We start from the raw sequence: 25,770 nt of genomic DNA on the forward strand, positions 1-25,770 counted from the left end.
ACAGAAGCGGCGCTATTCTCTTAATGGGACGGTATTGCGGCAGGGAGCAGAACGAAAATATCCTGTCAGAATAGGGAAAAGAAGGGAGAAAATGTGATGTTCAGCAATCGTAGGTCAATAATTATTTTTACACTAATAATTTCGTTGTCGTGTTTCAATTATTGCTGTAACAATGCGGAAGCAACGCCAATATCCGAATCGGAGGTTAATATTGCCGTCACGAACTGGCTCCAGGAGACTGAGAACCACTTCGGTGAAAGTTTAGGATCAAATATCGATAAAATAAAGTTATATCGTGGGGGGATACATGGAAATATCGGGTATTACCTAGTTATTTTAGACCCAAATGGGTGGGTGATATTGCCAGCCGATGATGAATTCTGGCCAATCCAAACTTTTGGGCCAGGAGTGATGTCAGAAGAAATTTTTGAAAGCACCTTGTGGTACAAGATTGTATGTTTCAATTCCAACGCCGTTATGTTGCGTAATGGAGGTTCAGCGAACAACAATGTGGCCTCGTCCACGGAGGAAGGGACTGTAGAAATGGCAAAAAATAAGGCCCGTTGGAAATCACTGGAAAGTTCCAATAAAAGCACAAACACCAATTCGCTGAACAGATCAATCAGTACGACGGGGCTGACTTCTTCCGCTGATATCCGGGTAGCGCCACTCATGGGAAGAGAGCGCTATTGGGGACAGGGATATCCGTTTAATGTATTAAATAAACATAGTGAGATAACTAAATACATGGTAAGTAATGATCAATTTGGGGGAACGAGCATCAGCGAACGTGAATATTTAGTGGGCTGTACATCTCTTTCAGTCGGACAGACAATGTATAATATCTTAACAAAAAAATATCCCGCAAGTGTTGGCAACGGGATAAGTCTTAATGTTAATCCAACATCTATTCAAGATTTTCACATTGAACGAAAATATAGTAATTCAGCCGATGCACCTATTGAAATAAAAAAATTTAATTTTCCAGAAATCAATTTAGCTAAAACATATGATTGGCAAAGTATGTCGAATTTCTTGCTTACTGAATCTCCAAGCTTGTCTGGTAAGCAATATATTGCTAATCTACAAGATTCAGACATAACAACTGCCAGTACAAAGATCGCCCCATTATTGAGAGACATTAGCATATTAATACCAAAATATACTTTCAAAAATTACAGTGTTGTAAGTACAGAAACACCATATAACCTAATGTCAAGTACTGGAAATCTCGGGTCAGATATTTTTTCCAAATATGGTTTTGTCTCTGCTTATCATTTACGCGTATATCAAATGCAAGATGGCAATCAAATGGCTGACACAATACTGCCAAGTGCAAGAAAATATTTGGTTAATACGAATTTAGATTTTGGTTTCCCCATCATAGCTGGATTTCACATAATAACCCCGACAGCTACAAGTGACGATGTGGGACATTCCGCACCTATTGACGGTTATGCATATGATACTTGGCAGAACAGTGAAAAAATCGATTACAGAGATACTTACTATCACGTCGTAACAGGGGGGTCGCAAAAGCAGACCAATCCCCCCTCAACTTTATGGGCAATTGACCCTGGAGCATGGACGTATGGACTTTTTGATAAGTTTAAACCAAATTTAAAAGAAACAGTAACATCATTAGCACTAAACGATTTAATTTTTAACATAATCCCATCTATCAATAATATCTCAGGTGATATAGACTATTCATCTAAGGGCATTGGAGATAAGATGGCGATTATAAGTGGTCGTATCTCAAAATTTCGTAAAACGTCGGAAGATATTGGGCTCCCACAAAAGAATATCGATATTGATGTTTATTGGGGCGGCGTGAAGCACTACACAATGAAGACAAATGAAAAAGGAATGTTCGCGGGGCTTGTGGCTACCGATTCATCATCAAATGAATTTATAATCAGGGCTCCAAACGCCGCAAAACTTTTTTTACCAGATCCTCTTTGGAAAGAAAGCATCCCTAAAAACGGTACCGGAAATGTCACAAATGAACAAATTATGATGGGAGTAGGAAACCGCTGGTTGCCCAAATTAGGCTCGGTGAAAACCGGCGGAATAAAAATGACATACGAAACCTCCGCCGATCAGGTGGCGATGTTCGCGGCAAAAGGCAAAATTGAGAACGAGGATGTAGTGATCATTGATAAATCTGATTTGGCAACCGCCGATTTATCCTCTCTCGGTTCCGGCGTCCTCTTTATCGGTTCCGACCCTGCCTTTGACTACAACGGCAACTACGACACGGACACCGTGATCAACGTTATGCAGTTTGTTCGTAATGGCGGCACCGTCGTTACCAGCGGCAAGAGCACGGCCTTCCCCGGGATGGTGGGATTCTCTAAAGGACTGCGTTTCTATTCTTTCTCTGGACTGCCCAAACCTTACGGAGCGACGAAATCTATCAGCACCAGGGTTTCCGCCTGGGCGAACCATATCAAACAGTACATGCACGGACAGGACACGTTCAATATGGTTTCCGCGCTTTCGGCCAGAGACCATTCCCTGATCAGCGACCCCGGCAATACCAGCGCGTTCGCTATCGGTACATATGTGTTTGAAAGCATGATATGGGGTCCTTGGGGGCCGGAACTGGATTATAACCTTACGTATGTCCCCGCCGGAACGACAATCGAATATGGAGATAACGGCGGCAAGCTTATCTATATCAACGGGGAATTTTCTCTTAACCATGCGGAGGGCGGACTGGCCAGGGATTTCGTGAATGCCTTGATCGATCCCATCCTCTTCAAGGCGGATGACGAGGAGAGCCTCTCTGACGCCGTCGGCGGTGAGTACGGCGCGCTCGGCGGACAGCCGGTTGCGATGAACAGCCTCAACCTAAAATCGGTCGTCTATAATAACGGCGTTACCGTAAACAATATCGCAACCAGCGACGATGTGAGCTTTGTCTTTACGGTAACAGACCGTATTGCCGACAGTTCGGCCCCGGACCTTGCAGTATCCGACGACGCGGTGCCAACTTTGATGGTCAGTCTTCGGAATCCGGCGGGCGAGGTTGTCGCCGCGAAACAAACGCCTACCTCGGCGGATAGTACTCTGGCCTTCGCCCTTTCGGGCGACGCCGCCGTGGCCGGAGAATGGAAGATGGTAGTGGAGAACGTCGACGGCTTTGACGGACGGCGCGTCGTGGTGGCGGCTTCTATTACGGGAGATTATGACATCGGCGACGCCGTCACGCTCCCGCCCTCTTCCAACGCCGCGATGGCGATGTATCCGCGCGGAGCCGCCGGCGATACTTTTAGTTACCAGCTTGACGACGGTACCATGACGCTGAGCGATACAGGCCTTAGAAAACTGGCGCTTGGCGCGCTGGTAAAGCCTGAATATCTTGATTTTGCCCGTGTCGACGACGACCTGGTGGTCCGTATCAAGGGCGGGCTCAACAAGATCAAGCTGCCGGGATGGTTCAAACGTATGGGCTCTGATTTCTTTGAGGTGACCTTCGCCGGAGGCCGGAAACTCAGTGGCCGCGAGGTGAAAAAATTAGCCGTTGTACGCGAACCGGAGATCGACATCACGCCGATAATGATAGAAGAGCGGCTGCGGGGTACCGACGGCCGCGACAGTCTCTCGGGGAAGACAAAGAACGCATTCCTCTTTGCCGGCAAAGGCGACGACGCCATCAGCGGCGGCAGCGGCGACAACGTCTATTATTACCGCAAGGGCGACGGCAATGACACGATAACGCTTGGAGATAAGAAGAATGTTCTGCGGTTCCATCTGGAGATCGAGCCGGAAGAGGTGACCGCGGCGAGAGATGGCGGCGACATGGTCTTTGACCTCGACGGCGGAAGCGTGAGGATAAAAGACTGGTTCCGGGGCTCAAAGCTTACAAGGATAGAGTTCCCCGGAGGCGTCGTCTGGGACGACCGTGACGCAGAGAAACTTGCCGCAGGCAAGAAGCTGACGCCACGTGAATATTACCTGGCTCCGCCCGCCGAGCCGAAAGCGGAAGGTCTGCCCGCCGGAACAGGCGGCGGCTGTAACAGCGGAATTCCGGTAGTTTCTCTGATGTCTGTGGCGGTTGGCTGGGCTGTAGTTCGCAGACGTAAACGATAGAGGGCTCTTGTAAAAAGATGATTTGTTTGTGATAGATGACAGCGTCTGGTTTCCATAGAGTCTAACTAAAATAGGAGGGGCGAAGTGTACGCCCCTCTTATTCAATGCAGTCTTATATTTTGAACATCTCCGTTACGCGTTCCAGGATGCCGTTCAGCTGCGCGATCGCGATGCCGTAGTTGGTGATGGGCACGCCGGCGGCCTGGGCTTCGACGATGCGGCTCATGAGCTGCTTGCGGTTGAACATGCAGCCGCCGCAGTGGAGTATCAGCGCGTAGTCGCCGAGGTTTTTCGGGAAGTCGAGGCCGGTGGCTATCTCTGTGACGAGCCCCTCTCCGGCTCTTTCGCGCAGCCAGCGTGGCAGTTTTTCGCGTCCGATGTCTTCGTTGAGCGGCGCGTGGGTGCAGGCCTCGGCGATGAGGACTTTATCCGTTGGTTTGAGCTTGTCTATCGCCCTCGCCCCCTCGACGAATACGGAGAGCTCGCCCTTGCTGCGGGCCATAATGATGGAGAACGAGGTGAGCGGCACCTCGCGTGGCAGCAGCGCATTGACGCGGCCGAAGACCTGCGAGTCGGTGACGACGAGCGCCGGCGGCTCTCTGAGCGCCGCGAGCATTTCGGGCAGCTGGTCGGCGGTGCAGGTGAGGGCCATGCCTTTGTGGTCGAGGATGTCGCGTATCACCTGTACCTGCGGCAGTATCAGGCGTCCCTTCGGAGCCTGGATGTCCTGCGGCGCGACGAGCACGACCGACGCGCCGGGGGCGAAGAGGTCGCCGGTCAGCGTCGGCGTCTCAAAGTCGGTGGGGGCGTTTTTGATGATCGCGGAGAGCAGGGCCGGACGGTATTTTTTGTCCAGCGCCGATACCGCCGTGAAGGGTATCCCAAATTCGGCCTCGAGCTCCGTCCTTATGGTCTCGGCCCTCTCCGGCGGGATCCTGTCTATCTGATTGAGTACGCCGATGACGGTTATTTTGCGGTCGCGCAGCTCCGCGAGCCATTTTTTCTCAAGCGCGAGCCCCTGTTTGGGGGCGGAGGCCTCCGCCGCGCCGACGACGAGCAGCGCGAGGTCGGTGCGGTTCATCATCTCTTTTGAGCGTTCGATGCGCAGCTCTCCGAGCTCCCCCGTGTCGTCAAGCCCCGCCGTGTCGATGACGGCGATCGGCCCGAGCGGCAGGAGTTCCATGCTCTTGATGACGGGGTCCGTAGTGGTGCCCGCGTATTCGGAGACGAGCGCGGTCTGCTGCGCCGTGACCATGTTGATGAGGCTTGACTTGCCAGCGTTGCGCCTGCCGTAGAAGGCGATGTGCAGCCGGTTCGCGCGCGGCGTATCCATAAGCGCCACTCTACCGCACCAGCTTCCTGACGTCGTCGATTTTCTTGCGCTGGAGGCCGTTGTCGAGCATGAATTTCTGTGTGCGCACCAACTCTTCGATGTCGGCTTTGCGTATCTGCGGGTCGAAGTCGTACCAGGGGTACATCGCCTCAACGCCGGCCATCGGCAGCCCGGTCTCTTTTTGGGTCATCTCTTTTGCCGCCAGCGGATTTTTCTTCATCCATTCGATGCTTTTTTTGTGTGTCTCCATGAAGGTCTCGACGGCTTTCGGGTATTCTTTGAGAAATTTTTCCGTCGTTGCGATCACGATGGTCGCGTCGACAAGCCCCTCGCCGTTTTTCAGCATTCTCGCGCTGGAGGCGAGGGTGTTATAGGCCGCCGGTCCCGCGAGCAGCGCCGCGTCGACGCTGCCCTTCGCGAGGGCGTTCGCGCCTGAGGGCAGGTCCATCTGTATAAACTGCACATCCTTGACCGTCATGCCCTCTTTTTCGAGAGCGGCGGCGAGCAGCTGGTGGAGTATCGTCCCCTTGGGGCCGGCCACCTTTTTGCCCTTGAGGTCGCGCACCGATTTTATCGCGGGGTCCTTTACCACGATCATGAAGGCTTTGGGCGCGCGGGAGTAGATGCCTACGATCTTTATGTCCAGCCCCTCGGAGGCGGCGAGCAGCGCCGAGGTGGCGCCGAGGCAGCTGGCGACGCCGATTTCGCCCGCCGCGAGCGCGGCGGTCTGCTTCGGTCCCTCCGTCAGTTCGGGGAAGGAGAGCGCCACGCCGGGATAGGCCGCCTCAAAGCTTTTGTTATACTTCGCGACGATCGATGGGACGTTGAGGGGGGCCTTCATATAGGTGATGGCGAGCTTCGCGGGATAGTCCGCCGCAAGCGCCCCCGCCGCGAATATCAATACCGCAAGTAATGCCGTGACGATTTTTTTCATTTTATCTTCGCTCCTTTTGAATAAGGTCATTTTTTAGACATGACGGCCTTGACGGTGACCGATTTTATCTTGCCGAGCTTTCCCGTCAGGGCGCTGATCTGGTCCGGCATGCCGTCGAGGACCACGGAGATGACGCTTACTCCGCGCTCCCTGTAGGGTATTCCGAGCCGTCCGACGATAAGGCTGCTGAAGTTGTGCAGCACCTCGTTCACTTCGCGCACGCTGCCCGGGTCTTCGACGATCACCGCCGCGACCCCGATCCTGTTTTCCTCTTTTTTTAACTCGTCCATCTGATCCTCCCCATAAATAAAAGAGCCTTTCCCATAGGGAAAAGACTCTTACCGACAATATCGCGCCGTCCTTTCCCCACCCGCGGAGCGCCTCCCCGGGAACGGAAACCAACTCTATTAAAATGCTTTTAATATTATATGTCTAACCGCCGCGAACGCAAATTAATCCAGCGGATATTTTTCTTTGTCCTTGGCGTCCTCGGTCTTGTAAAACTCTTCGATCTTATCGAGTATGTAGCGGCGCTTTTCCCTTTCCGTCAACTCTGCGGGCAGCGCCGCGGGGTCGATGGGATCGCCGAATGTCACCGTAAGTTTACGTGGGCGGGGAAACTTCATCCGCAGGGAGAGCGCGCGGTAGCTCCCCGCCACATATGTAGGGATCACGGGAGTGCCGGTCTTTAGCGACATGATCGCTACGCCGCCCTCAAGCGGCTGGAGCCGTCCATCCTCGGTCCGGTGTCCCTCCGGGCAGATGAAGACGTTATATCCCTCTTCAATAAAGCCCATGACAAGGCGCAGCAGCGCGGCGGAGCTGTTTTTATTCTCCGGTGAGACGGGGACGGAGCCCATCGCACGCAGAAAGGCGCCGAGCGGCGGAAAGGAAAATAATTTTTCCCAGGCGATGAACTTGAGATATTCGGGATAGAAGGCATAGCCGACGACTGGCGGGTCAAGATAGCTCGCATGGTTCGGCGCGACGATGACCGTGCGGTCCCGCGGGATTTTTTCTTTTCCGTATACCGACAACCTGTGGTAAAGTGTAAAATAGACGGACACAAGGAAAAGTGTTATATAGTAGACCCAGTTTCTTTGTGTTTTCATGCTGATACCCCCTGAACTCTTCTCATGATAGAATAGCGCATGGCGGGCGTAATTGACAAGTCTGGGAGCGGTGATTGTATGGATTCAGATAAAAAAAATAACGTGGCGGAGAAGACGGGGCTGAGCAAGGGGAGTTTTTTCGGAAGACTTGGGCGTGACTTTTTCCTTGGCTGTGTGGCGCTGCTGCCGCTTGCTCTGTTTGTATTTCTCTTCTACTATCTGCTGTACTTCTTCGAGTCTATCGGTTCGATGATCTTCGGCATCACCCAGTCGCGTCGGACGACGGCGGCGATCAGCGTCTTCCTCGTATTTTTGCTCGTCTACATCGGCAGGAAGCTGCGCCGCCGCGAAAGATCGATACTGAGTCTTTTGGAGCAGTTCGTCATTACAAAGATCCCTGTGATCGGGGGCTGGTATACGACCTTCCGCGATATTATTCAGACATTCACGGCGCGCGGCGGTGAAAACAGCTACCTCGGGACGGCAAAGGTGCCGGTCGCGGGGGGCTACATCATCGGTTTCGTCTCACGGCGCGAGGTGCTGGAGGATGGTTCCGTACAGCTGACGGTCTTTGTTCCCACTTCGCCGAACCCGACTACGGGGCTGGTATTCTTCTTCCCGGAGGAGAAGGTCGAGTATCTCGATCTGACGCCCGAAAGAGCCTTTACGAAGATAATATCGCTTGGAGTAAAATCGTAAATCAAATTGCGTTAATAGATTCTACAAACAAAAAATTTGAGTGTATAATGAGTCACATATCTTTGTAAGCTTTGGCCGCTCGCAGAGGGCCGTAAATTCAGGGAGGTTTTTTACAGATGGAACAGATTCGTAATCTCAATCAGCTTCTTGTCTACGCCAAGGAAGTCGGACCCAAAAAGATCAGCGTCGCCTGCGCCGAAGACGCCGAGGTAATGGAAGCCGTTGAAAACGCGCGCAAAGCCGGTATCGCGAACGCATTCCTCGTCGGCAACGCCGATAAGATCAAAGAGGTGACCGACAAGCTTGGAATCGATCTCGCCAACTATGAAATAGTGGACGAGAGAGGCGGCGAGGCGGCGGCGGCGCTCAAGGCCATCGAACTCGTCTCCAGCGGAGAGGCTCAGATCGTTATGAAGGGCATGGTCGCCACCGCCAACTTCCTGCGTGGCGTGCTCAATAAGGAAAAGGGCCTTCGCAGCGGCAAAACGCTTTCACACGTTTACATTCATCAGATAAAGGGCTATGATCGCGTGTTCTTCATCTCTGACCCCGCCTTCAACATGTATCCCGAACTCAAGGTGAAGGTCGACATCGTGAAGAACGTCGTAGAGCTCGCCCACGCCTTCGGCGTGGCCTGCCCGAAGGTCGCCGCCCTCGCCGCCGTCGAAGTGGTGAACCCCGATATGCCGCCGACGATCGACGCCGCCATCCTCACGCAGATGAACCGCCGCGGCCAGATCAAGGGCTGCCTGATCGACGGACCTCTCGCGCTCGACAATGCCGTATCTCCCGAATCGGCGCACCACAAGGGGATCAAATCAGATGTCGCCGGATACGCCGACATCCTCCACGTCCCGACCATCGAGTCAGGCAACATGCTCGCGAAGGCGATAGTCTATTTCTCAGAGAATAAGACCGCCGGCATCGTTCTTGGCGCGAAGGCACCAATCGTTCTCACCAGCCGCGCCGACTCCGCCGAGGCGAAGCTCCTTTCGATCGCCTCCGCCTGCGCGCTCGCCGCGCATCAGGGAAAATAAGAATTATACAGGCCATTTGTGCGCCATAACTTTGGGTTTGCCGCCCCTGCGCCGTGACGGTACGCGGCTTCGCGCGGCAGACCCAAAGCTATTCAGCGGCCGGCATGTCTGATACTTATTTTGATCATTCTGTCTCCAACGGGATGACCTGTATAATAAAGAGATAATGGCGGATAAATTTAAAAACGAGATAATTATCCTGCCGGGTAGCTTCGGTGCCGGGCAGGTCAAACTGAGCCGCCTCTATCCGGAGGCGGAAAATGGCGTGCATGTGCTGCTGCTTCACGGCGTGCACAGCAGCGCCAATCTCTCGCCGTACAATAAATTCCGTCACCTTGCCTGCATCCTGGCGGAGCGCGGTTTCACGCCCTGGCTCTGCGAGACGAGCAGGAGGGCGGCGAACCGCGAAGACTACTGCGACGATGTCGGCGGCTGGATAATGGAGGCCTTTCGCGGGAAGAGCTTCCGAAACGAGCTTGACGACTGCGCGGCCGCGCTGCGCTATGTCGAGTCTCAGTCTCCCACCGAATTGTGGATCTGGGGCTTTTCGCTTGGCGGCATAATCGCGCTGGCGCTTGCCTGCGGCGAAGGATACGCCGTCGGCAAGGTGATTCTCAGCGGCATGGGACTTGTCTCGCTGCCCGAGGCGGAGCGCACGATGATGCCGCTGCCGATCCTCTCCACGCTGCGCGAGAGCGTCGATACCGAGATGCTCAACGATATCCGAGCGAAGGAGGCGGTGGCCTTCCGCGGCTCGAACGACGCCATTTTCTCTGACGCGGCCTGCCGCTCTCTGCTCGAGGCGATAAACATTCCCGGGGAAAACAAGAGATATTTCGTGATAGAAGGAGCTGACCATTCTATGAAGATGCGCAACGGCAGGCATGATTCAAAGATCATGGATGAGATGCTCTCACTGCTGACAGGTCAATGAAACTCTCGTTTAAGGCGTTCGCCGCTGCCGGCGCGCTGCTGTTCCTGCTCTCATTAGCCGCTCCCGCGCCGCTCTTCGCGGATGGGGTGGACTATCAGGAGTTCCAGGAAGACCCGCTCGAGACGGCGATCAGGAAACTAGCCTCGCCGGGAGATATCGAATGGGATAAAGAGGAAATGATATCAGGCGGAGCGCCTGATTTTATAAAAGATATGAAATGGCCGCTGAAGTCTTGTACCTTCAGCCGCGGCTTCAGCCGCAAGAGACGCCGGCACACCGGCGTCGACCTTCTGGCCCCGAAGGGCTCCTCCGTGCATGCCGTGCTTGACGGCGTCGTCGAGGTAGTTTCCAACGGCGGGCCGGGATTCCGCGGATACGGCAAGGTCATCGTTATCAACCATAACGGCAAGCTTTGGACCCTCTATTCACACAATTCATCCAACGACGTCAAAGTCGGCCAGCGGGTCAAACAGGGCGATGTGATCGCCAAAGTGGGGCGTACGGGCCGCGCGACGGCCAATCATTTACATTTTGAGGTGCGCAACGCGAAGGGAACGCCGCTTGACCCCCTGAAATACCTGCCGAAAGAGGGAATGCCGGTAAAGCGCTGACGGAACGTGCAACGCAATTGTTAAAATACAGACGGATAAACGGCAAAAAAAGAGCCGGCGTGGGCACGCCGGCTCTTTTATGCCGCCGCATTGCTCAGATGCAGCGTTATCTAGTTGGGAGAGCGGGATAAGCAGATTTAGCGGTTAATCCTCCTGCATGTAGGGGTACTTGAAATCATGCGGCGGCAGGAGATTTTCCTTGATCGTCCTCGGCGAACACCAGCGGATCAGGTTCAGCTTGCTGCCGGCCTTGTCGTTGGTTCCCGAGGCTCTCGCGCCGCCGAAGGGCTGCAGCCCGATGCTGGCGGCGGTAGTCTTGTCGTTGATATAGAAGTTTCCCGCCGCGTATCTGAGGACGCTTTCGGCCCTGTTGATCGCGTCGCGGTCGGTGGCGAATACCGCGCCCGTCAGCGCGTAGGGAGAGGTATTGTTGCAGATATCCAGCGTCTCCGCGAATTTATCGTCGTCATAGACATAAATGGTGAGGATGGGGCCGAATATTTCCTCCTCCATTGAGCGGAAATGCGGATCGGTCGTCTTGATTATCGTCGGCTGTACGAAATATCCGACGCTCTTGTCGCCGGTGCCGCCGAAGAGTATCTCCGCCTTGGGCGAACTCTTCGCATATTCGATATACTCCATGCAGTTGTCGAAAGAGGCCTCGTCGATCACCGCGTTGACGAAATTCCGGAAATCGCGCGGGTCGCCCGTGCGCACCTGCGGCATCATCGCCTCAAACTCGGCCTTAAGCTCATCCCAGCGGCTCGCGGGGATATAGGCGCGCGAGGTCGCGGAGCACTTCTGTCCCTGATACTCGAAAGCGCCCCTGATCATCGCCGTGGCGGCGGCCTTTATATCCGCCGACGCGTGAACGAAGACGAAGTCCTTGCCGCCTGTCTCGCCGACGAGCCTCGGGTATGAGCGGTAGAGGGAGAGATTCTCGGCGACGCCCTTCCAGAGGCCGTTGAAGACCTGCGTTGAGCCGGTGAAATGGATGCCGGCGAGGTCTTTGCTCTTGAGCACCACGCCGCTGCCCACCGAGCCGGGGCCGGGCATGAAGTTCAGCACGCCCGCGGGTACGCCGGCCTCCATGAATATCTTCATCAGATACCAGCTGGAAAGCAGCGAGGTCGTCGCCGGCTTCCAGACAACCGTGTTGCCCATCATGACGGGTGCCATTGGCAGATTCGCCGCGAGGGCCGTGAAATTGAAGGGCGATATGGCGTAGACGAAGCCCTCGAGCGGGCGGTACTCAAGGCAGTTAATGACGCCCTCCTCGGAGGCCGGCTGGTCGCCGTAGAGCTCGTTCATGCAGTGGACGCCGAAACGGAAGTAATCTATCGTTTCGCTCGCCGCCTCGATCTCCGCCTGCCAGACGCTCTTGCTCTGTCCCATCATCGTCGCGGCGTTCAGTATATAACGGTATTTCTTATCGATAAGTTCCGCTATTTTCAAGACTATAGAGGCGCGCTCTGTCCACGGCATATTGCTCCAGCTCTCGTGGGCGGCGTTTGCCGCCGCGATCGCGCGCTCCATCTCTTCGGCTCCCGCCTTATGGTAGACGGCGAGCTTATGCCTGTGGTCATGCGGCATCACGACGCTGCCGGTGTTCCCCGTGCGGACGAACTCTCCGTTTATGACGAGCGGTATCTCGGCGGTCTCAGATTCGATCTCTCTTATGGCCTCTTTGAGCAGCTCTCTTTCGGGACATCCGGGGGCATAACTCATCGAGGGTTCATTTTCTGGCCTTGCAAATGTAAAAAGTGCGTTGTTCATTGTGGTACCTCCTGTTGAATATTAAATGCAACTATGTTGCAAATATTATGATAACATCTTGTAAGGAATAATTCAAGCTATGGAAACCGAGCAAAAGTGAAATAATCGTTATTTTTATTGAATAATAAAGAATAAAATAGAGGCGTCACTGACACGTTGCATAAAAAACGCGGTCCTCAGCCATGCTTTTACTGAGAACCGCGGCAGGTAAATATTATCAGGCTGTTTTCTTTTATATCCGTGAAAATTTCATTTTGATATCTTCCGGCTTGCCGAAGTAGACCCACGAGGTGACGAGGATATCGACGCCGGTCGCGGCGTATTCTCCGGCGTTGGCGGCGTTTATGCCGCCTGCGGCGGCGATGACCGCCTTCGGAAAGGCAGGCTTCGCCTCCTTGACAAAGGCCGAAAGAGCCTCCGGCGCGAAACGTTCGCACTGTACCATGTCGGCGCCCGCCCGCAGATAGCTCATCGCCTCTTCGGGGCTGTCGGCCTCCGCCTCGATCTTCTTTTCGGGGAAGGCCTTCGCCATCCGGGGGATGAGCGCGATAAAGTCGTCGGTGAATACCCGGTGCTGATCGAAGGCCAGGATGGAATCAGAGAGTCCGAGGCGGTGCAGGGAGGCCCCTCCCGCGAGTGCCGCTTTGAGCGAGAGCGCTTTGGCTCCGGGGAAGTGCTTTCTCGTCACGGCGACATGTACGCCGGGATTCTCCGCGCGCGCCGCCTCAAGCATCGCCGCCGTACGCGTGGCGATGCCCGAGGAATACTCCATCACATTTTGAGCGAGTTTGTAGCAGGCATGAAGCCGCCCCGCCGTCCCGCGGACAAGCAGGCAGCTTTCGCCGCCCTCCGCCCTTGTGCCGGAGGGAATTAAAATCTCGGCCCTGGCGCCGCACTTTTCAAATATCCTCGCCGCCTCTTCGACTCCGGCGAGGAGGCAGCCACGTTTGGGAAAGGCGGTAATCTGTCCCGGCGCCTCCTCGATACCCATCGAGAGGGTGGTGAGGTCCATATGCTGAAGATCCTCATGGATCAGCTCTTCTATATAATCGTCGGATATGTAAAACATCATCAGCTCTCCTTTTGCAGTCTGTCCAGAACAAAGTATATCGCCATGCTGACCGAGGCAAGCAGCAGGCAGAGGATGGTCGCTTCGTCGAAATCGCCGCGCGAGACGCAGTTGAATATCTCCAGCGACAGCGTGTTGGTGCGCCCGGCGATGTTGCCGCCGAGCATCATCGTGATACCCACCTCTCCCGAGGCGCGCGCCACGGCGAGCAGCAGCCCAGAGACGATGCTTCTCCTCGCCAGCGGCATCGTGACGAGGAAGAAGGTCTTTACCGGGCCGCAGCCGAGGACGCGCGAAGCCTCCTCAAGCTTTATTATCCCCGGCTCCTGAAAGGCCGCCTGCGCGGGACGGACGAAGAGCGGCAGCCCCGCGACGAAGGCGCTCAAGATCACCGCTCCCTGTGAGAAGACCAGCCGCAGCCCCAGGTAATGCTCGGCGGGCGAGCCAAGCGGGCCGTTTCGCCCGAGCAGCAGAAGCAGCATATATCCGAGGGCGATCGGCGGAAAGACGAGCGGCAGCGTGATAAAGAAGGCCGCCGCTTTCGCGCAGAGCGAGCGTGAACGGCTAAACCAAAGGGCCGCCGGCAGCCCAAGCGCGAGAAAAAGAAGCAGCGCCGCGCCGCAGCTGACAGCCGTCAGTCTGATCGAAAATATCAGCGTGGGGGAAAATAATCCGCTGTTGATGTGGATATCCCCCGCTTACTGTACGCCGTGCCTTTTCATGATCGCCTTCGCCCTGCCGCCGCCGAGGAATTTGAGGAAATCGGAGACGGAAGGGTCGTCTTCCGCTCCCTTTATGACGGCCGCCACCATCTCGATCGGCGGATATCCCGAGGGAATCTCCAGCGAGCCGCCGATCTTCGCGCCGCCCGCGCGCACGACGACGCGGTTCACGAACCCCGCGTCCATCTCTCCAGACACGAGGTAGGAAAAGACCTGCGGCACGGTCGAGACCTGGGAGATCTTCGGCGCGATCTTCGCTCCCAGCCCCGTTGTCTCCAGGTACTTCGCGGCGGCGCGTCCGTAGATCGCCGCCTTCGGGTCCGGGTAGGCGACTGATTTTACATTGCCGCCAGTCAGATCGTTGGGCGAAGAGAGCGTGAGCCCTTTGCGCCAGGCGAGGACGAGGACCGTCGAACCCAGAGGCTGCATCCTGGCGATCCCGGTCTTTGACTTCGCCGTTTTCAGCGTTCCTTTGTCGCTGATCACGACGTTCACTCCGTTACCGGCGTCGATCTGCGCGAGCATCTGGCCGATGTTGCCGCCATATACCTCCTGGAGCGGCCTGCCGCTCTCTTCTTTGTAGGCCGCCGCCAGCTCCTGCACCATCTTCATATAACCGGCCCCGGTGGTGACGGCAGGCGTCCCCGCGCCTGCCTCGGCGCAGAAAGCCAGCAGTACCAGCAGCGCGGCAAATAATTTTTTCATTGATTATCCATTCCTTCGTATTTTTGATTCTGGCGGGAGGCGGTGTGCCTCCCCTTCTTCAACAGCTTCGAGGGGCCGCAGCAGCCCGTGACCCGCCCCTCTTCAATGAGGATTACCCTCTGCGCGAGCCGCGTTACCTCCTCTCTGCTGTGGGTTATATAAATTATCGGAATGCCGAACAGCGGCGGTATCCATTCGATATACGCCATGAGGTCCTCTCTGCGCGCGTCGTCGAGCGAGGAGAGAGGCTCGTCCATGATGATAAAATTTTCCGCGGCGAGTATCGCGCGGGCGAGCGCCGCGCGCTGGCTCTCCCCGCCGGAGAGAGAGGAGGGGCTTCGCTGGAGCAGGTGGTCGATGCCGAAGATCCTTGCGATCTCGGCGACATCGCCGCAGGGAGGCCTGCCGCCGGCGAAGCAGCCAAAGGAGAGGTTTTTGAAGACGTTCATGTGCGGAAAGAGCCGATGCTCCTGAAACAGAAATCCGACGCCACGTTTCTCGGGAGGGAGATTAACGCCCGCGGCTCCGTCAAAAAAGACCCTTTCATTAAAAAATATCTGCCCGCCGTCCGGTGCGCAGAGCCCGGCGAGTATCTTCGCGAACGTACTCTTACCGGCTCCCGAAGGTCCGAATACCGCAGTAATGCCCGGGACGTCAATATCAAGTGCGATCTCAAGCGAAAACCTGTCCAGCCTTTTTGTAATGTTGATATGAAGCATTAAGAAGCTCCTTATAATGCAACGTGATTGCGTTGCATTATAACAAAAATACGACGCCCAGACAATCCGGCCGCGGCAGTGTGGCTTTTTATAAAATGCCATTTTAAGGCTTGACAAATTACACCATATTAATTAAGGTATACCTAATATGTATAATAAATATTTTAAAAATATAAGGTGTGTATTGATTATCAATGGCATTTTTTATTAAGGAGTGGTGTAGTATGCAAAAGATGGCAAAACGAATCAAGCAAATCGGTATGGTAGTAGAGGATATTGAAAAAGCCATAGAGCATTGGCGCTCTCTTGGTGCCGGGGAATTTCGCCGGTTCTTTCTAAGCTCTTCAAGGAATACGTGTGGAGAAGTGTTCAAGAACGGAAAGCCCCATCTTATTGAGTCGAGCATGGCGGTAGCCGATTTTAACGGAATACAGATAGAGCTAATGCAGCCGCTTGACGATCAGAGTATTTATTATGATTTTCTTAAGGAGTCAGGGGAGGGACTCCACCATCTCTGTTTTGATACAGACGATACACCGTTTGATGAGGTTAATTCCTATATGGAGAAGAGATACGGAGCCCCGATATTTAACGGTATCGGAGCGCTTACTCAGTTTGCCTATTACGACTGCCGAAAAGAGATGGGGCTCTTTATCGAAGTTGTAACAAAAAAGCCGGAATAGGCGGCTGCAACTAGGGGATAACTGATAAAAAAGACTGCGCCGGTTTTTAGTTTATTGGAAAAACAATCAGACTTTCGTTGTAAATAAAAATTAGTATGAAGGGATATGATGTTATGAGCAAAAGAAATAAACCAGTTGTATTTTTGATGGTGGCCGTAATGTTATCCATAATATTTTGTGGAACGGCTGTGAGATATGCAGGTGCCGCTGAAATCAAGTCCAGAACGATGGTGTTTCATTATGCTGGACCGCTGGATTGTACGAACGCACGTTTTGCAAACAGCTTTAAAGAGCTCGTCGAAAGAAAAAGCGGCGGTAAACTGAAGATCGACATTTATGGACAGAACATTCTCGGAACTGATATAGACTGTCTTTCAACAATGAAAGTAGGTAAGGTTGATTTTATGGTAACGGTCCCAGCTATGGTGGTCAATGTGATACCAGCACTTGCTGTCTATGATATCCCGTTTACCTTCGACAATGTGAAATCCGCAAGGACGGCGCTATCTGACCCCCAGTGGCTATCAGTCATAGGCAAAGAATACGAAAAGGCCGGTTACCACCTTCTTGCAACTTCTGATTCCAATTTTCGTGTCATATCAACAAACAAGGAAATTAAGGGCATAGATGATTTCAAAGGGATGAAGCTGAGAACGATGGAAAATAAAAACCACATTGCCTTTTTTAATGCCCTTGGAGTAAAAGCTACGCCTCTCAACGCTTCGGAAGTCTATCTTGCATTACAGCAAGGTATGCTTCAGGGACAGGAGAATCCTTACAGCCAGATCTATGATAAAAAACTATATGAAGTTCAAAAATATGTTACGAACAGCAATCATATCTTCCATAACATAATCTTCTTCACCGGTCAGGCTACTTGGAAGTCGCTCCAGCCTGAAGCGCAGAAAATCATATGGGATGCGGCTCAGGAGACGGCAAAAAAGATATCTGACTACTCTGATAAATCAGAGGGTGAGTTCCTGAATAAGCTGGTAAAGGAGCGTGGAGTTAAGTTTATCGATTTTGATAAAATTCCTGGGCTAAGAGAAGAATTACGTAAGGCTACGCTGAAGGGTGCAAAAGATCGCGCCGCGAAACAAGTGGATCCCAAACTTTTAGCTGCTTATCTCAAGGCTTGTGGTATCAAAGACTAATTGTTGCTTGCAGTCTGATTCTGACATATGACCGGGACATTTGTTTCAGAACAAAAGTCCCGGCCCAACAAAACACACTCGCGAGGTATAAAAATGAAATTATTGCTCTGTTTGGACAAATATTTTGAAATTGCCCTAATTTCTGCCGGGATTGCGATGATGGTAATTGTTATGACGGCACAGATAACAATGAGCGTGTTTTTCAGTACTTTTCTTTCTTGGTCTGAAGAACTGTGCCACCACATATTTGTTTGCATAACATTTCTTGGTATAAGCCTTTCAATAAAAGAAAATATTGCGATTAAATTTGATGTGATAATGGAGTATCTATCGGAACGTGCGAAGCTGATCCTTTCAATCGTCTCATACGTGGTAATGCTGATATTTTTTATAATTATGATCCGTCCATCCATAATTTTGGCGGAGAGGATGGGACATACCGCAGCTACGACGCTCCCTTATTCGTTAAGTTTGATATATTGGGTGATCGTATTTTCCATTATTCTTTCTATAATCAGGCTTATCCAGCTTAGCTGTGTGGTTGTCGCCTCATTAAGGCGGTTCTCCGAACTTTCGGGAGGTGACGAATGATGATTCTTCTTGCCATAGGCTTTGTCCTCCTGCTTTTGGTGGGCGTACCGATCGGTATAACTCTAATAATCGCCTCTTCCATACCAAGTTTTGTCAATCCTCGGTTTATTGTTGACCTTCAATACATAATCATGGCGATGGTGTCGGGGCTCGACGTCACAACGCAGCTTGCGATACCGCTTTTCATGCTTTCGGGGATAATCATGGGCTATGGGAAGATATCAAAACTTTTGTTCGATGTTTTTTCCTTTTTCATCGGCAAATGCACTGGAGGGCTTCCCTGTGCAGTTGTGGTCACCTGTCTCTTTTACGGGGCGATCTCTGGTTCCGGTCCGGCTACTACGGCGGCAGTAGGGATGATGACGATACCGCTGTTGGTGAGTCTTGGCTATGAGCTTAGCTTCTGCGCCGCCCTTGTTGCCGTGGCTGGTGGTTTGGGGGTAATCATACCTCCAAGTATTCCCTTTATAATGTATTCAAACAGCAGCAGCGTATCTGTCGGTGATATGTTTATGGGCGGAGTCGTCCCCAGTATACTTATAGGCGCGATGTTAATGGGATATGCCTATTTTTACTGTAAAAAGCATGGGGAAGACAAGGAAAAAATCAACGCATCCGTAGATAAACTGCGGGCCCAGGGGCTATGGAAAATTATGCGGCACAGTTCATGGGCGTTGATGACGCCGATAATCGTTCTTGGCGGAATATACAGCGGCATAGTAACACCGACGGAGGCGGCGCTTGTTTCAGTACTGTACTCTCTATTTATCAGTCTCTTTATCTATAAGACTGTCACCTGCAATGATATCTTTCCTATACTTGTGCAAACGGCAAGAACGCTTGTTCCCTGCGTGTTGATAATCGGCGCGGCATCGGCCTTTGCGAAGGTCTTAGCGGTCCTTCACGTCCCCCAGCTTGTCGCGGAGACTTTAGGCGGCCTCGTAGCGAATAAAATACTGCTGCTTGTCGTCATTAACGCCATCTTGCTTGTTATAGGAATGCTGATCGATACTGGGGCCTCGATTTTGATTATGACACCAATATTCTTGCCGGTAGTAACGATGGCCGGCATTGACCCAGTCCACTTTGGTGTCCTTATGGTAGTCAACCTCGCGATAGGTTTTGTAACGCCCCCTGTTGGAATGAACCTTTTCGTCGCAGCGGCAATGACGAAGTTGTCTGCAACTGTGGTAGCAAAAAAAGCGGTTCCGCTTCTTATCGCTTTCGCGGCAGCCCTGCTGATCATAACTTACATCCCGCAGGTGACACTGTGCTTGATAAATAACTAGAAAAGGAGAAGGAAAATGTTTAATTCCACTGTAAAAACTAAGTTTATCGGCCTTTTTGGGAATCCACTTGGGCAGAGTGCGGCTGCTTATATGCACAATAGCGTATATCAGGCGCTAAATATGGATTGTTTTTATGCTCCATATGAAATTGAAATGGAAGATCTGGAGCATGTTATAAAAAACCTTAAAAGATTCCATTTTGCAGGGGCAAGCATAACGATGCCGTTTAAAGCAATAGTGTATCGGTATCTTAATGCCCTTGACGAGTCCTCAAAATGTACTGAAGTCGTTAATACCGTCGTAATTGATGAAGATGGCAGGCTAATTGGCTATAACTCGGATGGTTTTGGCTGCGTGCGTTCTTTGGAAGAGCAGTGCGGGCTAACCATTCCTGATCACAGGTATCTAATCCTCGGTGCGGGAGGCGCGGCCAGCGCGGTGTCGGCGGCTCTTGCGCGTCAGGGAGCTAAGGACATAAAAATCCTTAACATAAAAGATGATTTTGCGATTGCGGAAAAACTTCAGCGCAGGCTTGAGATGTTCTACCCAGGATGCAGTTCAATAGATTATATGAATGACTGTACAATAAAAAGCAGCCTGAGCGATTATGACGTTGTGATCCATGCAACGAAGATCGGTATGTTTCCCATGACTGACGCGGTGCTCTTTAACACCAGGTGGCTGCTTCCTGAACACACCGTCTGTGATGTGGTTTATGTTCCAGTTGAGACCAAGTTGCTAAAAGAGGCTAAAGAGAGAGGATGTACTACTTTGTCGGGGCTTTGGATGAATGTAAATGTCGCGGCGGAACAGATGCGCTTGTGGTTTGGTATTTCAGCTCCCACGGATTTTATGTATCTTGCGGGGACAGACTATCTGCGGGCGCAGGGCCGGCTGAGGTCATAGCAGAGAAAACGGAGTGTTTTATGAGAAAGCATTTTTATAGATAGTTAAGAAGAATACGATAGAACCGACAGAAGGGAATGACTATAAATATGAGTATAACAAAACTGGATTTTGCGGCACCGTTTTTTAAAGTTGAATATCTTGAGGATGAAGAAAAGTATTTTATAAAGGAAAAAAGCCTTGTTTTTAATTTTTCCATAGCGGAAGATGAATATATATTTGTTAAAACTATTCCTATCTATCCCTTAAAAGGCACTATTGTCGAAAATGTGGCGATTACCCAGGTGAAACGTGCTCTTGTTGTGAAGGATTACGACAAAGACGCGGATAAACCGGAGTTCTGGGCCTCGATAAAAGCCGCATGGCCGACACTATTTTCCATATCCGGTTTTGAGCGTCACAAAGGAATACCGTATTATAAATCGCCACAGGTAACAGTCGGTGGAAACAGAAGGATCAATTTTTGCTATGCTGAACCGATGTCGCCGTCTGGAAGACACCAGATACATGTGCCTGATTTTGACGAAGTACACGCTCAGATCCTGGGCTTTGGAAAGATGCAGAAGTTTACGGAGAACGATGACGCCACATTTTACCAGGAGGTAATCATGGCACCTGGTATCGTGCATGACAAGTTTTATGATAAAACCGGATATTATCCATGGCACCAATACCACAGCATTACGGACTGTATCTATATGCCGATTGAAATAGACCGTTAAAATTCCTAGAAAAAGAGATGAGAATAATGAGATTCAGTATAATAGCAGTGGATATTCCACTGTCTACAGACTTCCCATTCCCTTTGAGAGGCAGTTATGAGGACTGTGCCAGGCGTGCTGCGGAAATTGGCTACGACGCGATAGAATTACAAATACAAAACCCGCTGGATTATAGTTATTCCTCTATACGAAAAAGTCTTGACCGCTATGGAATCAAGGCCTCTGCCGTAACTACAGGGTTGAGTTACCTCTTTGAGGGACACAGCATGAGTTCGAAGGATAAGGAGGTACGCGTAAAGACTGTCGAACGTTTGAAACGGCAGCTTGATTTCGCGCGGGAGCTTGACAGTCAGATATTGATCGGCTTCCTTAGGGGGCGGATGGAAAGTGATGATAGTGCCGAGGAGTATGAGGCTCGTCTATCCGACAGCATGTATAAGATAATTGAATATGCCGATTCTATCGAAGGACGTATCTGCTTTGAGCAGATAAATAGGAGGGATGGAGACCTCTATAACTCCACTGCCGAAACATTGCGCTTCATAGAAAAATTCAAGTCGGCAAGACTATTCTACAACGCCGACACCTACCATATGATTACGGACGAGGGAGATATTGCTGATGCGATTCGCCTGTCTAAAGACAGAATGAGTCTGTTCCATGTCTCCGATATGGGTCGGATGCTGCCTGATGACAGGCATTTTGATTTTCACGCCGCCGCTGCCGCCCTGCATTCTATAGGCTATGACGGATGGGTCACCATAGAATGCCGGCCAATTCCCAATGAAACAGAGGTTGCGCGGAAAGGGATGGAATACCTCAAACGCGTATTTTGTCCGGCTCAGTTTTGCCTTTTATGAGATATTTTTTTCTCGTAACGCTCTTGCTTGGATATCTCATGAGCAACCTTATGCGTGTATCGGGGGTTGTACTCCTGCCGCCGCTGGCGGAATCACTGGGGTTGACAGCGGCAGCGGTAGGCTTTCTATCAAGTCTATTTTTCTATACTTACGGTGCCAGTTATGGAGTGTGGGGCGTTCTCGTAGATAACAGAGGGCCGTTTATCTGCTGCGGCTTGTCGCTTTTAATCGGTGCGATCGGTTCATTCATCATGGCGTTTTCAGGCTCATCCGCCGCTATAGGCGTAGGACGGGCACTTTCAGGGTTGGGAATGGCCAGCTTGTTTACCGGACTCCTTATGTACTGTGCCTTTGCTTTTTCAAAGGAAGACTATCCAGTGCTTGTGGGATTGTGTCTTGTCGTAGGGCATTCAGGCACAGTTGCCGCTGTGGCGCCACTTGGGTATTGTTTGGATATTGTTGGTCCTAGAGGCGTTTTTTTAGCTCTTGGCATAGTGTCACTGTTGCTTGGCGTAATTCTCATTTTATTCAAAAAACAGGACCCAAGGCGGGCCTCTATGAAGTTTGATGCTGTGTCAAGTATTGCCGTAACCGATGTGATATCTGAACTTTGGCGGACGGCCAGCGCCTCTTGGGATATGTTTCCTCTGCGCGTTGTTATGCTTACGTGGGCATCTTCGGCGGCGGCGACGGCTGCGCTTCAAGGGTTATGGGCCGTTAGTTGGATACAGAGCGCGACAAAGGTTGATTTAAATACGGCGCGACTTTGCGCGACCTGGATAAGCATGGGGCTTGTCGTTGGCCCGGCTGCAGGCGCCCTGTTTTTTAAACGCTGTGGTTGTCTTGGTGAAAAAAAGGCTTTTTTATGGTGCTGCATATTCAATCAGCTGAGCTGGTTTTTCTGGATGGGAGCTTCCCGCTTTAACGACGCAATTCTTGTTTTCAGCTTTTCCGGATTTGCCGTCGGATTTTTCAACGGATGCGGCTATGTCTTCATGGGAAACGCGGTACGCAATCTTGCTCCGATGGATAAAAATGCAGGCGTTATCGGTGTTATCAATATGCTTTTATACATCGGAGTAATTATATTCCAATGGGGGACAGGCGTAGTGCTTGACTTTTTTCCGGCTTTTTCCGCCTGTTGTTACCGTGAAGAGGGATTCCTTATCGGGTTTGGGGTGATAATGTTGATCCAAGGGTGGACTTTCCACTTGATAACTAAGGCAGAATCATTTCGCCGTGGGGCTGCGTAGTGAACCTCTATAGACGATAAAATTTGGGCCGGAAATTCTGTCACGTGATTTCCGGCCAATCGGTATAGTATTTTTGCAGCGGTCAATTTTTTGAATTGGCCTCTATTCTGGCCATGACGGATTCATCGTCGAAGGGTTCTTCTCCGCCGTCAAAAGTGAAGCCGTTTTCGCAGATAATCCCGGGTATGCCGAGGCGTTTGTTGTGTTTCGTCTTATCGAAGGATTTCTCCCCGTCTCTTATGACGACAAATTCCCAGATACTTTTCAGATCTTTTTCAAAATCGCGGTAATTTGTTTCAATGCCGCGTTCTTTGCATAATTCGAGGATCCGTACTGTTTTAGGACATTGGTTACTGCCGTATACTGTAATCATTTTTTACCTCCAAGAATTGACAGATGTAAGTATGGAATGTAGAATATGGGTATATTATATCAATTCTGGTATTTTTTGTATAGATTAAAAATGGTGAATGAGAATGTATAATTTTAAATGCCGCATGGGGATGTGAATATAGAATTATGAATACCGTAAAACATGATGAAGAGCAGAAAAGAGAACAAAGTCTTTCAAGTATGGTGTACGAAACAATAAAAGAGAAGATAATCAAAGGAGAGCTGCTGCCGGGCTGCGTTTTAATGGAGAGGACGCTGGCGGAGGATTTTAAAATCAGCAGGACGCCTGTGAGGGAAGCTTTGAAGCGTCTCTTGCAGGAAGGATGGGTTGTCTGGGAAGAGCGCCGAAAAGCCGTTGTTTCTGAGATAAAAGAGTCCGATGTGATAGAGCTTTTTAAATTGCGGGATATGATAGAACCATTTGCGATAAAGACTATTATAGAAACAGGAGAACCGCAGGTCCTAGCAGGTTCGCTTGTTCCGATAACAAACGAGATGGAAAAACTCAAAGATTCTCCCAATGAATTTATGAAAAAAGATATGGAATTTCACAGTGCGATAGTGAACCAGCTGGGTATATCAAAGCTGATGCCGCTCTGGTCAAAGATATACGACGATATGATGCGCCTTGATGTCCAGTCTATTTACCCTAAAAGAGGCGCCAATCTCATCATTGCCGAACACCGCCAGCTCATCAATGCCTTTTGGAACGGTGATCTCGAAGGGGCCCTAAAATGCATAAACGAGCATTGCTCTCAGATACTCAAGGTTTATCAGTCAAAACGCGTCGTAAAAAAAGAAATTTAACGTGAAAAACTTGAAAACAAAATTAAGTTGAAAGTATCCATGTTGGTCCGCGGTTCCAGGAGCGCCGGTCATGTCTTTTAGCCAACTGCTGAGAGGGTTTATTCTCATATCTCCGTTAGCGATACTTTTGACTGCCGGGAATATACTTTCCGTTAAAGGATTTATAACAAAGGCCGACATTGCGGCTATATCCAAGTTCCTATTCTGGATAATTTCTCCTGCGCTGCTGTTTCGCAATGCTTTTCATATAGAGGGCGGTCTTGCGGGGCACCTGCCGTTTGTCTGTGCTATTGTTGCTGCGGCGCTTGCGACTGCGGTCCTCGCTTATATGATAGAGCGTTTTATTTTTTGTGAGCGGACGGCGCGGAAAGTGGCGCTCACAACGGCTGCTTCGGTGAGGCCCAACACTATTTATGTTGGATTGCCGATTGTTGAGTCGGTATTCGGTTCATCCGCAGTCGTACTGCTCTCGCTCTACGCCGCAGTCGCGATCCCTCTTTACAACCTGCTTTCGCCGCTTACAAGCAAAATAGTCCTCGCACGACGTGACAGTCTGAAAATTTTTCTGAAAAATACCTGTATCAGGATCGCAAAAAATCCGATGGTCGTTGCCCCTCTCTGCGGAATGTTTCTGGTATTCGCCGGGCTAAAACACCTTCCGGACGGCCTGGACAAAGCACTTTACATGGTGAGCAACGCCGCTACGGGCATATCTCTGCTTGTCCTCGGAGCTTCGATAGATATTAAAAACGCCAGGGGTGCGATCCTCTCCTGTTGGCGTGAAATCATTACGCGTCTTTTTGTCCATCCCGGTATACTATATTTTTGCCTCACCGTAGCCGGAGTCGATTTGTCTCTGAAAAACGTTTCTGTACTTGTGACGGCGACGCCAACCGCGGCGACCCTCTTTGTCTTGGCGCGGGGTATTGGCCTTGACGGTGACCACGCTGCCGAACTGACGGTAATAACGATGCTTCTCTCTGCCGTTACGATCCCGGTGTGGATAGTTTTACTCGGTGTATAAGCTATAAATCAGGATACAGGCTTGTTTACTTTTGCTGGGCGCTGGTTACTGATGATGCGTTCTTGAGGGCATTAAAGAGATAACGGTTTTTAATACTTACCCTGTTCTGGTTTTAACGGAGCAATGATGACGGATTCACAGATATAGGATTGCCGGTCTATTTGGTGGTTATCTTATATCTGTGAATTTTTTATAATTGATATCTGCATTTGAGCAATTTACTTTACGGCAGGTTAAATCTTGATATTTTGAGTAATAAAATATTTTTCCGAGATTCGGAAAAATAATCTGCTAAATGGTATCTTGACAATTTTCTAATATAGCGATAATGTATATATG

Annotated in this window: 26 protein-coding genes; 15 read left to right on the forward strand and 11 right to left on the reverse strand. The window is 51.1% G+C overall.

Translation table 11 applies throughout. The features are described from left to right. Positions 1 to 323 precede the first annotated feature (323 nt). Positions 324 to 674 carry a hypothetical protein gene (locus LIO98_RS12230; protein WP_291957563.1) on the reverse strand — a complete coding sequence of 117 codons (351 nt, stop codon included), beginning with the start codon at positions 672 to 674 and terminating at the stop codon, positions 324 to 326. Between the two features lie 1,405 nt (positions 675 to 2,079). On the opposite strand from LIO98_RS12230, the gene LIO98_RS12235 reads away from it, so the two are divergent. Next, positions 2,080 to 4,098: a calcium-binding protein gene (locus tag LIO98_RS12235; protein WP_291957566.1), complete on the forward strand. Its 2,019-nt coding sequence runs from the start codon at positions 2,080 to 2,082 to the stop codon at positions 4,096 to 4,098. Between the two features lie 112 nt (positions 4,099 to 4,210). Here LIO98_RS12235 and hydF read toward each other — a convergent pair whose 3' ends face one another. From hydF to LIO98_RS12255, 4 genes are all read right to left on the reverse strand, one after another. After that, positions 4,211 to 5,431: a [FeFe] hydrogenase H-cluster maturation GTPase HydF gene (hydF, locus tag LIO98_RS12240; protein WP_291957569.1), complete on the reverse strand. Its 1,221-nt coding sequence runs from the start codon at positions 5,429 to 5,431 to the stop codon at positions 4,211 to 4,213. 10 nt (positions 5,432 to 5,441) lie between these two features. Then, the gene (locus LIO98_RS12245; RefSeq protein ID WP_291957571.1) at positions 5,442 to 6,365 is read right to left on the reverse strand and encodes an NrtA/SsuA/CpmA family ABC transporter substrate-binding protein; all 924 of its coding nucleotides are present in this window, start codon (positions 6,363 to 6,365) and stop codon (positions 5,442 to 5,444) included. A gap of 26 nt (positions 6,366 to 6,391) precedes the next feature. Beyond that, positions 6,392 to 6,655 (reverse strand): TM1266 family iron-only hydrogenase system putative regulator, encoded by a 264-nt coding sequence (locus LIO98_RS12250; protein ID WP_291957573.1) that lies wholly within the window; start codon positions 6,653 to 6,655, stop codon positions 6,392 to 6,394. A gap of 162 nt (positions 6,656 to 6,817) precedes the next feature. After that, positions 6,818 to 7,477 (reverse strand): lysophospholipid acyltransferase family protein, encoded by a 660-nt coding sequence (locus LIO98_RS12255; protein WP_291957575.1) that lies wholly within the window; start codon positions 7,475 to 7,477, stop codon positions 6,818 to 6,820. A 78-nt stretch (positions 7,478 to 7,555) separates the two neighbouring features. Between LIO98_RS12255 and LIO98_RS12260 the strand changes: the two genes are divergently transcribed. From LIO98_RS12260 to LIO98_RS12275, 4 genes are all read left to right on the forward strand, one after another. Next, the gene (locus LIO98_RS12260) at positions 7,556 to 8,176 is read left to right on the forward strand and encodes a DUF502 domain-containing protein (RefSeq protein ID WP_291957578.1); all 621 of its coding nucleotides are present in this window, start codon (positions 7,556 to 7,558) and stop codon (positions 8,174 to 8,176) included. A gap of 116 nt (positions 8,177 to 8,292) precedes the next feature. Then, complete coding sequence (locus tag LIO98_RS12265) at positions 8,293 to 9,213, forward strand: phosphate butyryltransferase (protein ID WP_291957581.1); 921 nt, start codon at positions 8,293 to 8,295, stop codon at positions 9,211 to 9,213. Between the two features lie 166 nt (positions 9,214 to 9,379). Further along, entirely contained in the window at positions 9,380 to 10,147 is a 768-nt protein-coding gene (locus tag LIO98_RS12270) for a dienelactone hydrolase family protein (RefSeq protein ID WP_291957584.1), read from the forward strand. Continuing rightward, the gene (locus LIO98_RS12275; protein ID WP_291957586.1) at positions 10,144 to 10,758 is read left to right on the forward strand and encodes a M23 family metallopeptidase; all 615 of its coding nucleotides are present in this window, start codon (positions 10,144 to 10,146) and stop codon (positions 10,756 to 10,758) included. The genes LIO98_RS12270 and LIO98_RS12275 overlap by 4 nt, the downstream gene beginning before the upstream one ends. A gap of 144 nt (positions 10,759 to 10,902) precedes the next feature. Here the strand turns inward: LIO98_RS12275 and pruA are convergent, their stop codons facing one another. From pruA to LIO98_RS12300, 5 genes are all read right to left on the reverse strand, one after another. Further along, positions 10,903 to 12,534 carry an L-glutamate gamma-semialdehyde dehydrogenase gene (gene pruA, locus LIO98_RS12280; RefSeq protein WP_291957588.1) on the reverse strand — a complete coding sequence of 544 codons (1,632 nt, stop codon included), beginning with the start codon at positions 12,532 to 12,534 and terminating at the stop codon, positions 10,903 to 10,905. Positions 12,535 to 12,766: 232 nt separating this feature from the next. After that, positions 12,767 to 13,606, reverse strand: coding sequence for a ModD protein (gene modD / locus LIO98_RS12285; protein ID WP_291957591.1), 840 nt, complete (start codon positions 13,604 to 13,606; stop codon positions 12,767 to 12,769). After that, positions 13,606 to 14,292, reverse strand: a complete 687-nt coding sequence (locus tag LIO98_RS12290) for an ABC transporter permease subunit (protein WP_363304390.1) — start codon at positions 14,290 to 14,292, stop codon at positions 13,606 to 13,608. Before LIO98_RS12290 ends, modD begins: the two co-directional genes overlap by 1 nt. 9 nt (positions 14,293 to 14,301) lie before the next feature. Beyond that, positions 14,302 to 15,030: a molybdate ABC transporter substrate-binding protein gene (modA, locus tag LIO98_RS12295; RefSeq protein ID WP_291957594.1), complete on the reverse strand. Its 729-nt coding sequence runs from the start codon at positions 15,028 to 15,030 to the stop codon at positions 14,302 to 14,304. Continuing rightward, positions 15,027 to 15,749: an ATP-binding cassette domain-containing protein gene (locus tag LIO98_RS12300; RefSeq protein ID WP_291957596.1), complete on the reverse strand. Its 723-nt coding sequence runs from the start codon at positions 15,747 to 15,749 to the stop codon at positions 15,027 to 15,029. The genes modA and LIO98_RS12300 overlap by 4 nt, the downstream gene beginning before the upstream one ends. Before the next feature lie 224 nt (positions 15,750 to 15,973). Here LIO98_RS12300 and LIO98_RS12305 point away from each other — a divergent pair, with 224 nt between their 5' ends. The 8 genes from LIO98_RS12305 to LIO98_RS12340 all read left to right on the forward strand — a co-directional run bounded on the left by LIO98_RS12305 (position 15,974) and on the right by LIO98_RS12340 (position 23,207). Then, the gene (locus tag LIO98_RS12305) at positions 15,974 to 16,432 is read left to right on the forward strand and encodes a VOC family protein (protein ID WP_291957599.1); all 459 of its coding nucleotides are present in this window, start codon (positions 15,974 to 15,976) and stop codon (positions 16,430 to 16,432) included. Between the two features lie 95 nt (positions 16,433 to 16,527). Next, positions 16,528 to 17,586 carry a TRAP transporter substrate-binding protein gene (locus LIO98_RS12310; RefSeq protein ID WP_291957602.1) on the forward strand — a complete coding sequence of 353 codons (1,059 nt, stop codon included), beginning with the start codon at positions 16,528 to 16,530 and terminating at the stop codon, positions 17,584 to 17,586. Between the two features lie 93 nt (positions 17,587 to 17,679). Further along, positions 17,680 to 18,177: a TRAP transporter small permease subunit gene (locus LIO98_RS12315; RefSeq protein ID WP_291957606.1), complete on the forward strand. Its 498-nt coding sequence runs from the start codon at positions 17,680 to 17,682 to the stop codon at positions 18,175 to 18,177. Next, a complete protein-coding gene (locus tag LIO98_RS12320; protein WP_291957609.1) occupies positions 18,174 to 19,466 on the forward strand; it encodes a TRAP transporter large permease in 1,293 nt (430 codons plus the stop codon). The genes LIO98_RS12315 and LIO98_RS12320 overlap by 4 nt, the downstream gene beginning before the upstream one ends. Positions 19,467 to 19,481: 15 nt before the next feature. After that, positions 19,482 to 20,372, forward strand: coding sequence for a shikimate dehydrogenase (locus LIO98_RS12325; protein ID WP_291957611.1), 891 nt, complete (start codon positions 19,482 to 19,484; stop codon positions 20,370 to 20,372). Positions 20,373 to 20,461: 89 nt separating this feature from the next. Beyond that, positions 20,462 to 21,094, forward strand: a complete 633-nt coding sequence (locus LIO98_RS12330; RefSeq protein ID WP_291957613.1) for a hypothetical protein — start codon at positions 20,462 to 20,464, stop codon at positions 21,092 to 21,094. 26 nt (positions 21,095 to 21,120) lie between these two features. Next, entirely contained in the window at positions 21,121 to 21,954 is an 834-nt protein-coding gene (locus tag LIO98_RS12335) for a sugar phosphate isomerase/epimerase family protein (RefSeq protein WP_291957616.1), read from the forward strand. Beyond that, positions 21,951 to 23,207: an MFS transporter gene (locus tag LIO98_RS12340; RefSeq protein ID WP_291957619.1), complete on the forward strand. Its 1,257-nt coding sequence runs from the start codon at positions 21,951 to 21,953 to the stop codon at positions 23,205 to 23,207. The genes LIO98_RS12335 and LIO98_RS12340 overlap by 4 nt, the downstream gene beginning before the upstream one ends. A gap of 82 nt (positions 23,208 to 23,289) precedes the next feature. Here the strand turns inward: LIO98_RS12340 and LIO98_RS12345 are convergent, their stop codons facing one another. Further along, positions 23,290 to 23,580, reverse strand: coding sequence for a hypothetical protein (locus tag LIO98_RS12345; protein WP_291957621.1), 291 nt, complete (start codon positions 23,578 to 23,580; stop codon positions 23,290 to 23,292). Positions 23,581 to 23,726: 146 nt separating this feature from the next. Here LIO98_RS12345 and LIO98_RS12350 point away from each other — a divergent pair, with 146 nt between their 5' ends. Together LIO98_RS12350 and LIO98_RS12355 are read left to right on the forward strand one after the other, a co-directional pair. Next, positions 23,727 to 24,407, forward strand: a complete 681-nt coding sequence (locus LIO98_RS12350) for a GntR family transcriptional regulator (protein WP_168950504.1) — start codon at positions 23,727 to 23,729, stop codon at positions 24,405 to 24,407. A 70-nt stretch (positions 24,408 to 24,477) separates the two neighbouring features. Further along, positions 24,478 to 25,431 carry an AEC family transporter gene (locus tag LIO98_RS12355; RefSeq protein WP_291957625.1) on the forward strand — a complete coding sequence of 318 codons (954 nt, stop codon included), beginning with the start codon at positions 24,478 to 24,480 and terminating at the stop codon, positions 25,429 to 25,431. Positions 25,432 to 25,770: the final 339 nt, after the last annotated feature.

Source organism: Cloacibacillus sp. (assembly GCF_020860125.1).
Taxonomy (GTDB): domain Bacteria; phylum Synergistota; class Synergistia; order Synergistales; family Synergistaceae; genus Cloacibacillus.

What these genes read in the sequence shown, in the direction of transcription:
- LIO98_RS12275 (WP_291957586.1), top strand. Translation starts at nt 10,144, where the DNA reads ATGAAACTCTCGTTTAAGGCGTTCGCCGCTGCCGGCGCGCTGCTGTTC.
- LIO98_RS12255 (WP_291957575.1), bottom strand. Translation starts at nt 7,477, where the DNA reads ATGAAAACACAAAGAAACTGGGTCTACTATATAACACTTTTCCTTGTG.
- LIO98_RS12340 (WP_291957619.1), top strand. Translation starts at nt 21,951, where the DNA reads ATGAGATATTTTTTTCTCGTAACGCTCTTGCTTGGATATCTCATGAGC.
- LIO98_RS12300 (WP_291957596.1), bottom strand. Translation starts at nt 15,749, where the DNA reads ATGCTTCATATCAACATTACAAAAAGGCTGGACAGGTTTTCGCTTGAG.
- LIO98_RS12350 (WP_168950504.1), top strand. Translation starts at nt 23,727, where the DNA reads ATGAATACCGTAAAACATGATGAAGAGCAGAAAAGAGAACAAAGTCTT.
- LIO98_RS12320 (WP_291957609.1), top strand. Translation starts at nt 18,174, where the DNA reads ATGATGATTCTTCTTGCCATAGGCTTTGTCCTCCTGCTTTTGGTGGGC.
- LIO98_RS12230 (WP_291957563.1), bottom strand. Translation starts at nt 674, where the DNA reads ATGAGTGGCGCTACCCGGATATCAGCGGAAGAAGTCAGCCCCGTCGTA.
- LIO98_RS12345 (WP_291957621.1), bottom strand. Translation starts at nt 23,580, where the DNA reads ATGATTACAGTATACGGCAGTAACCAATGTCCTAAAACAGTACGGATC.
- LIO98_RS12315 (WP_291957606.1), top strand. Translation starts at nt 17,680, where the DNA reads ATGAAATTATTGCTCTGTTTGGACAAATATTTTGAAATTGCCCTAATT.
- LIO98_RS12260 (WP_291957578.1), top strand. Translation starts at nt 7,556, where the DNA reads ATGGATTCAGATAAAAAAAATAACGTGGCGGAGAAGACGGGGCTGAGC.
- LIO98_RS12250 (WP_291957573.1), bottom strand. Translation starts at nt 6,655, where the DNA reads ATGGACGAGTTAAAAAAAGAGGAAAACAGGATCGGGGTCGCGGCGGTG.
- modD (WP_291957591.1), bottom strand. Translation starts at nt 13,606, where the DNA reads ATGATGTTTTACATATCCGACGATTATATAGAAGAGCTGATCCATGAG.
- modA (WP_291957594.1), bottom strand. Translation starts at nt 15,030, where the DNA reads ATGAAAAAATTATTTGCCGCGCTGCTGGTACTGCTGGCTTTCTGCGCC.
- LIO98_RS12245 (WP_291957571.1), bottom strand. Translation starts at nt 6,365, where the DNA reads ATGAAAAAAATCGTCACGGCATTACTTGCGGTATTGATATTCGCGGCG.
- LIO98_RS12325 (WP_291957611.1), top strand. Translation starts at nt 19,482, where the DNA reads ATGTTTAATTCCACTGTAAAAACTAAGTTTATCGGCCTTTTTGGGAAT.
- LIO98_RS12235 (WP_291957566.1), top strand. Translation starts at nt 2,080, where the DNA reads ATGACATACGAAACCTCCGCCGATCAGGTGGCGATGTTCGCGGCAAAA.
- hydF (WP_291957569.1), bottom strand. Translation starts at nt 5,431, where the DNA reads ATGGATACGCCGCGCGCGAACCGGCTGCACATCGCCTTCTACGGCAGG.
- pruA (WP_291957588.1), bottom strand. Translation starts at nt 12,534, where the DNA reads ATGAACAACGCACTTTTTACATTTGCAAGGCCAGAAAATGAACCCTCG.
- LIO98_RS12310 (WP_291957602.1), top strand. Translation starts at nt 16,528, where the DNA reads ATGAAGGGATATGATGTTATGAGCAAAAGAAATAAACCAGTTGTATTT.
- LIO98_RS12330 (WP_291957613.1), top strand. Translation starts at nt 20,462, where the DNA reads ATGAGTATAACAAAACTGGATTTTGCGGCACCGTTTTTTAAAGTTGAA.
- LIO98_RS12265 (WP_291957581.1), top strand. Translation starts at nt 8,293, where the DNA reads ATGGAACAGATTCGTAATCTCAATCAGCTTCTTGTCTACGCCAAGGAA.
- LIO98_RS12305 (WP_291957599.1), top strand. Translation starts at nt 15,974, where the DNA reads ATGCAAAAGATGGCAAAACGAATCAAGCAAATCGGTATGGTAGTAGAG.
- LIO98_RS12270 (WP_291957584.1), top strand. Translation starts at nt 9,380, where the DNA reads ATGGCGGATAAATTTAAAAACGAGATAATTATCCTGCCGGGTAGCTTC.
- LIO98_RS12355 (WP_291957625.1), top strand. Translation starts at nt 24,478, where the DNA reads ATGTCTTTTAGCCAACTGCTGAGAGGGTTTATTCTCATATCTCCGTTA.
- LIO98_RS12335 (WP_291957616.1), top strand. Translation starts at nt 21,121, where the DNA reads ATGAGATTCAGTATAATAGCAGTGGATATTCCACTGTCTACAGACTTC.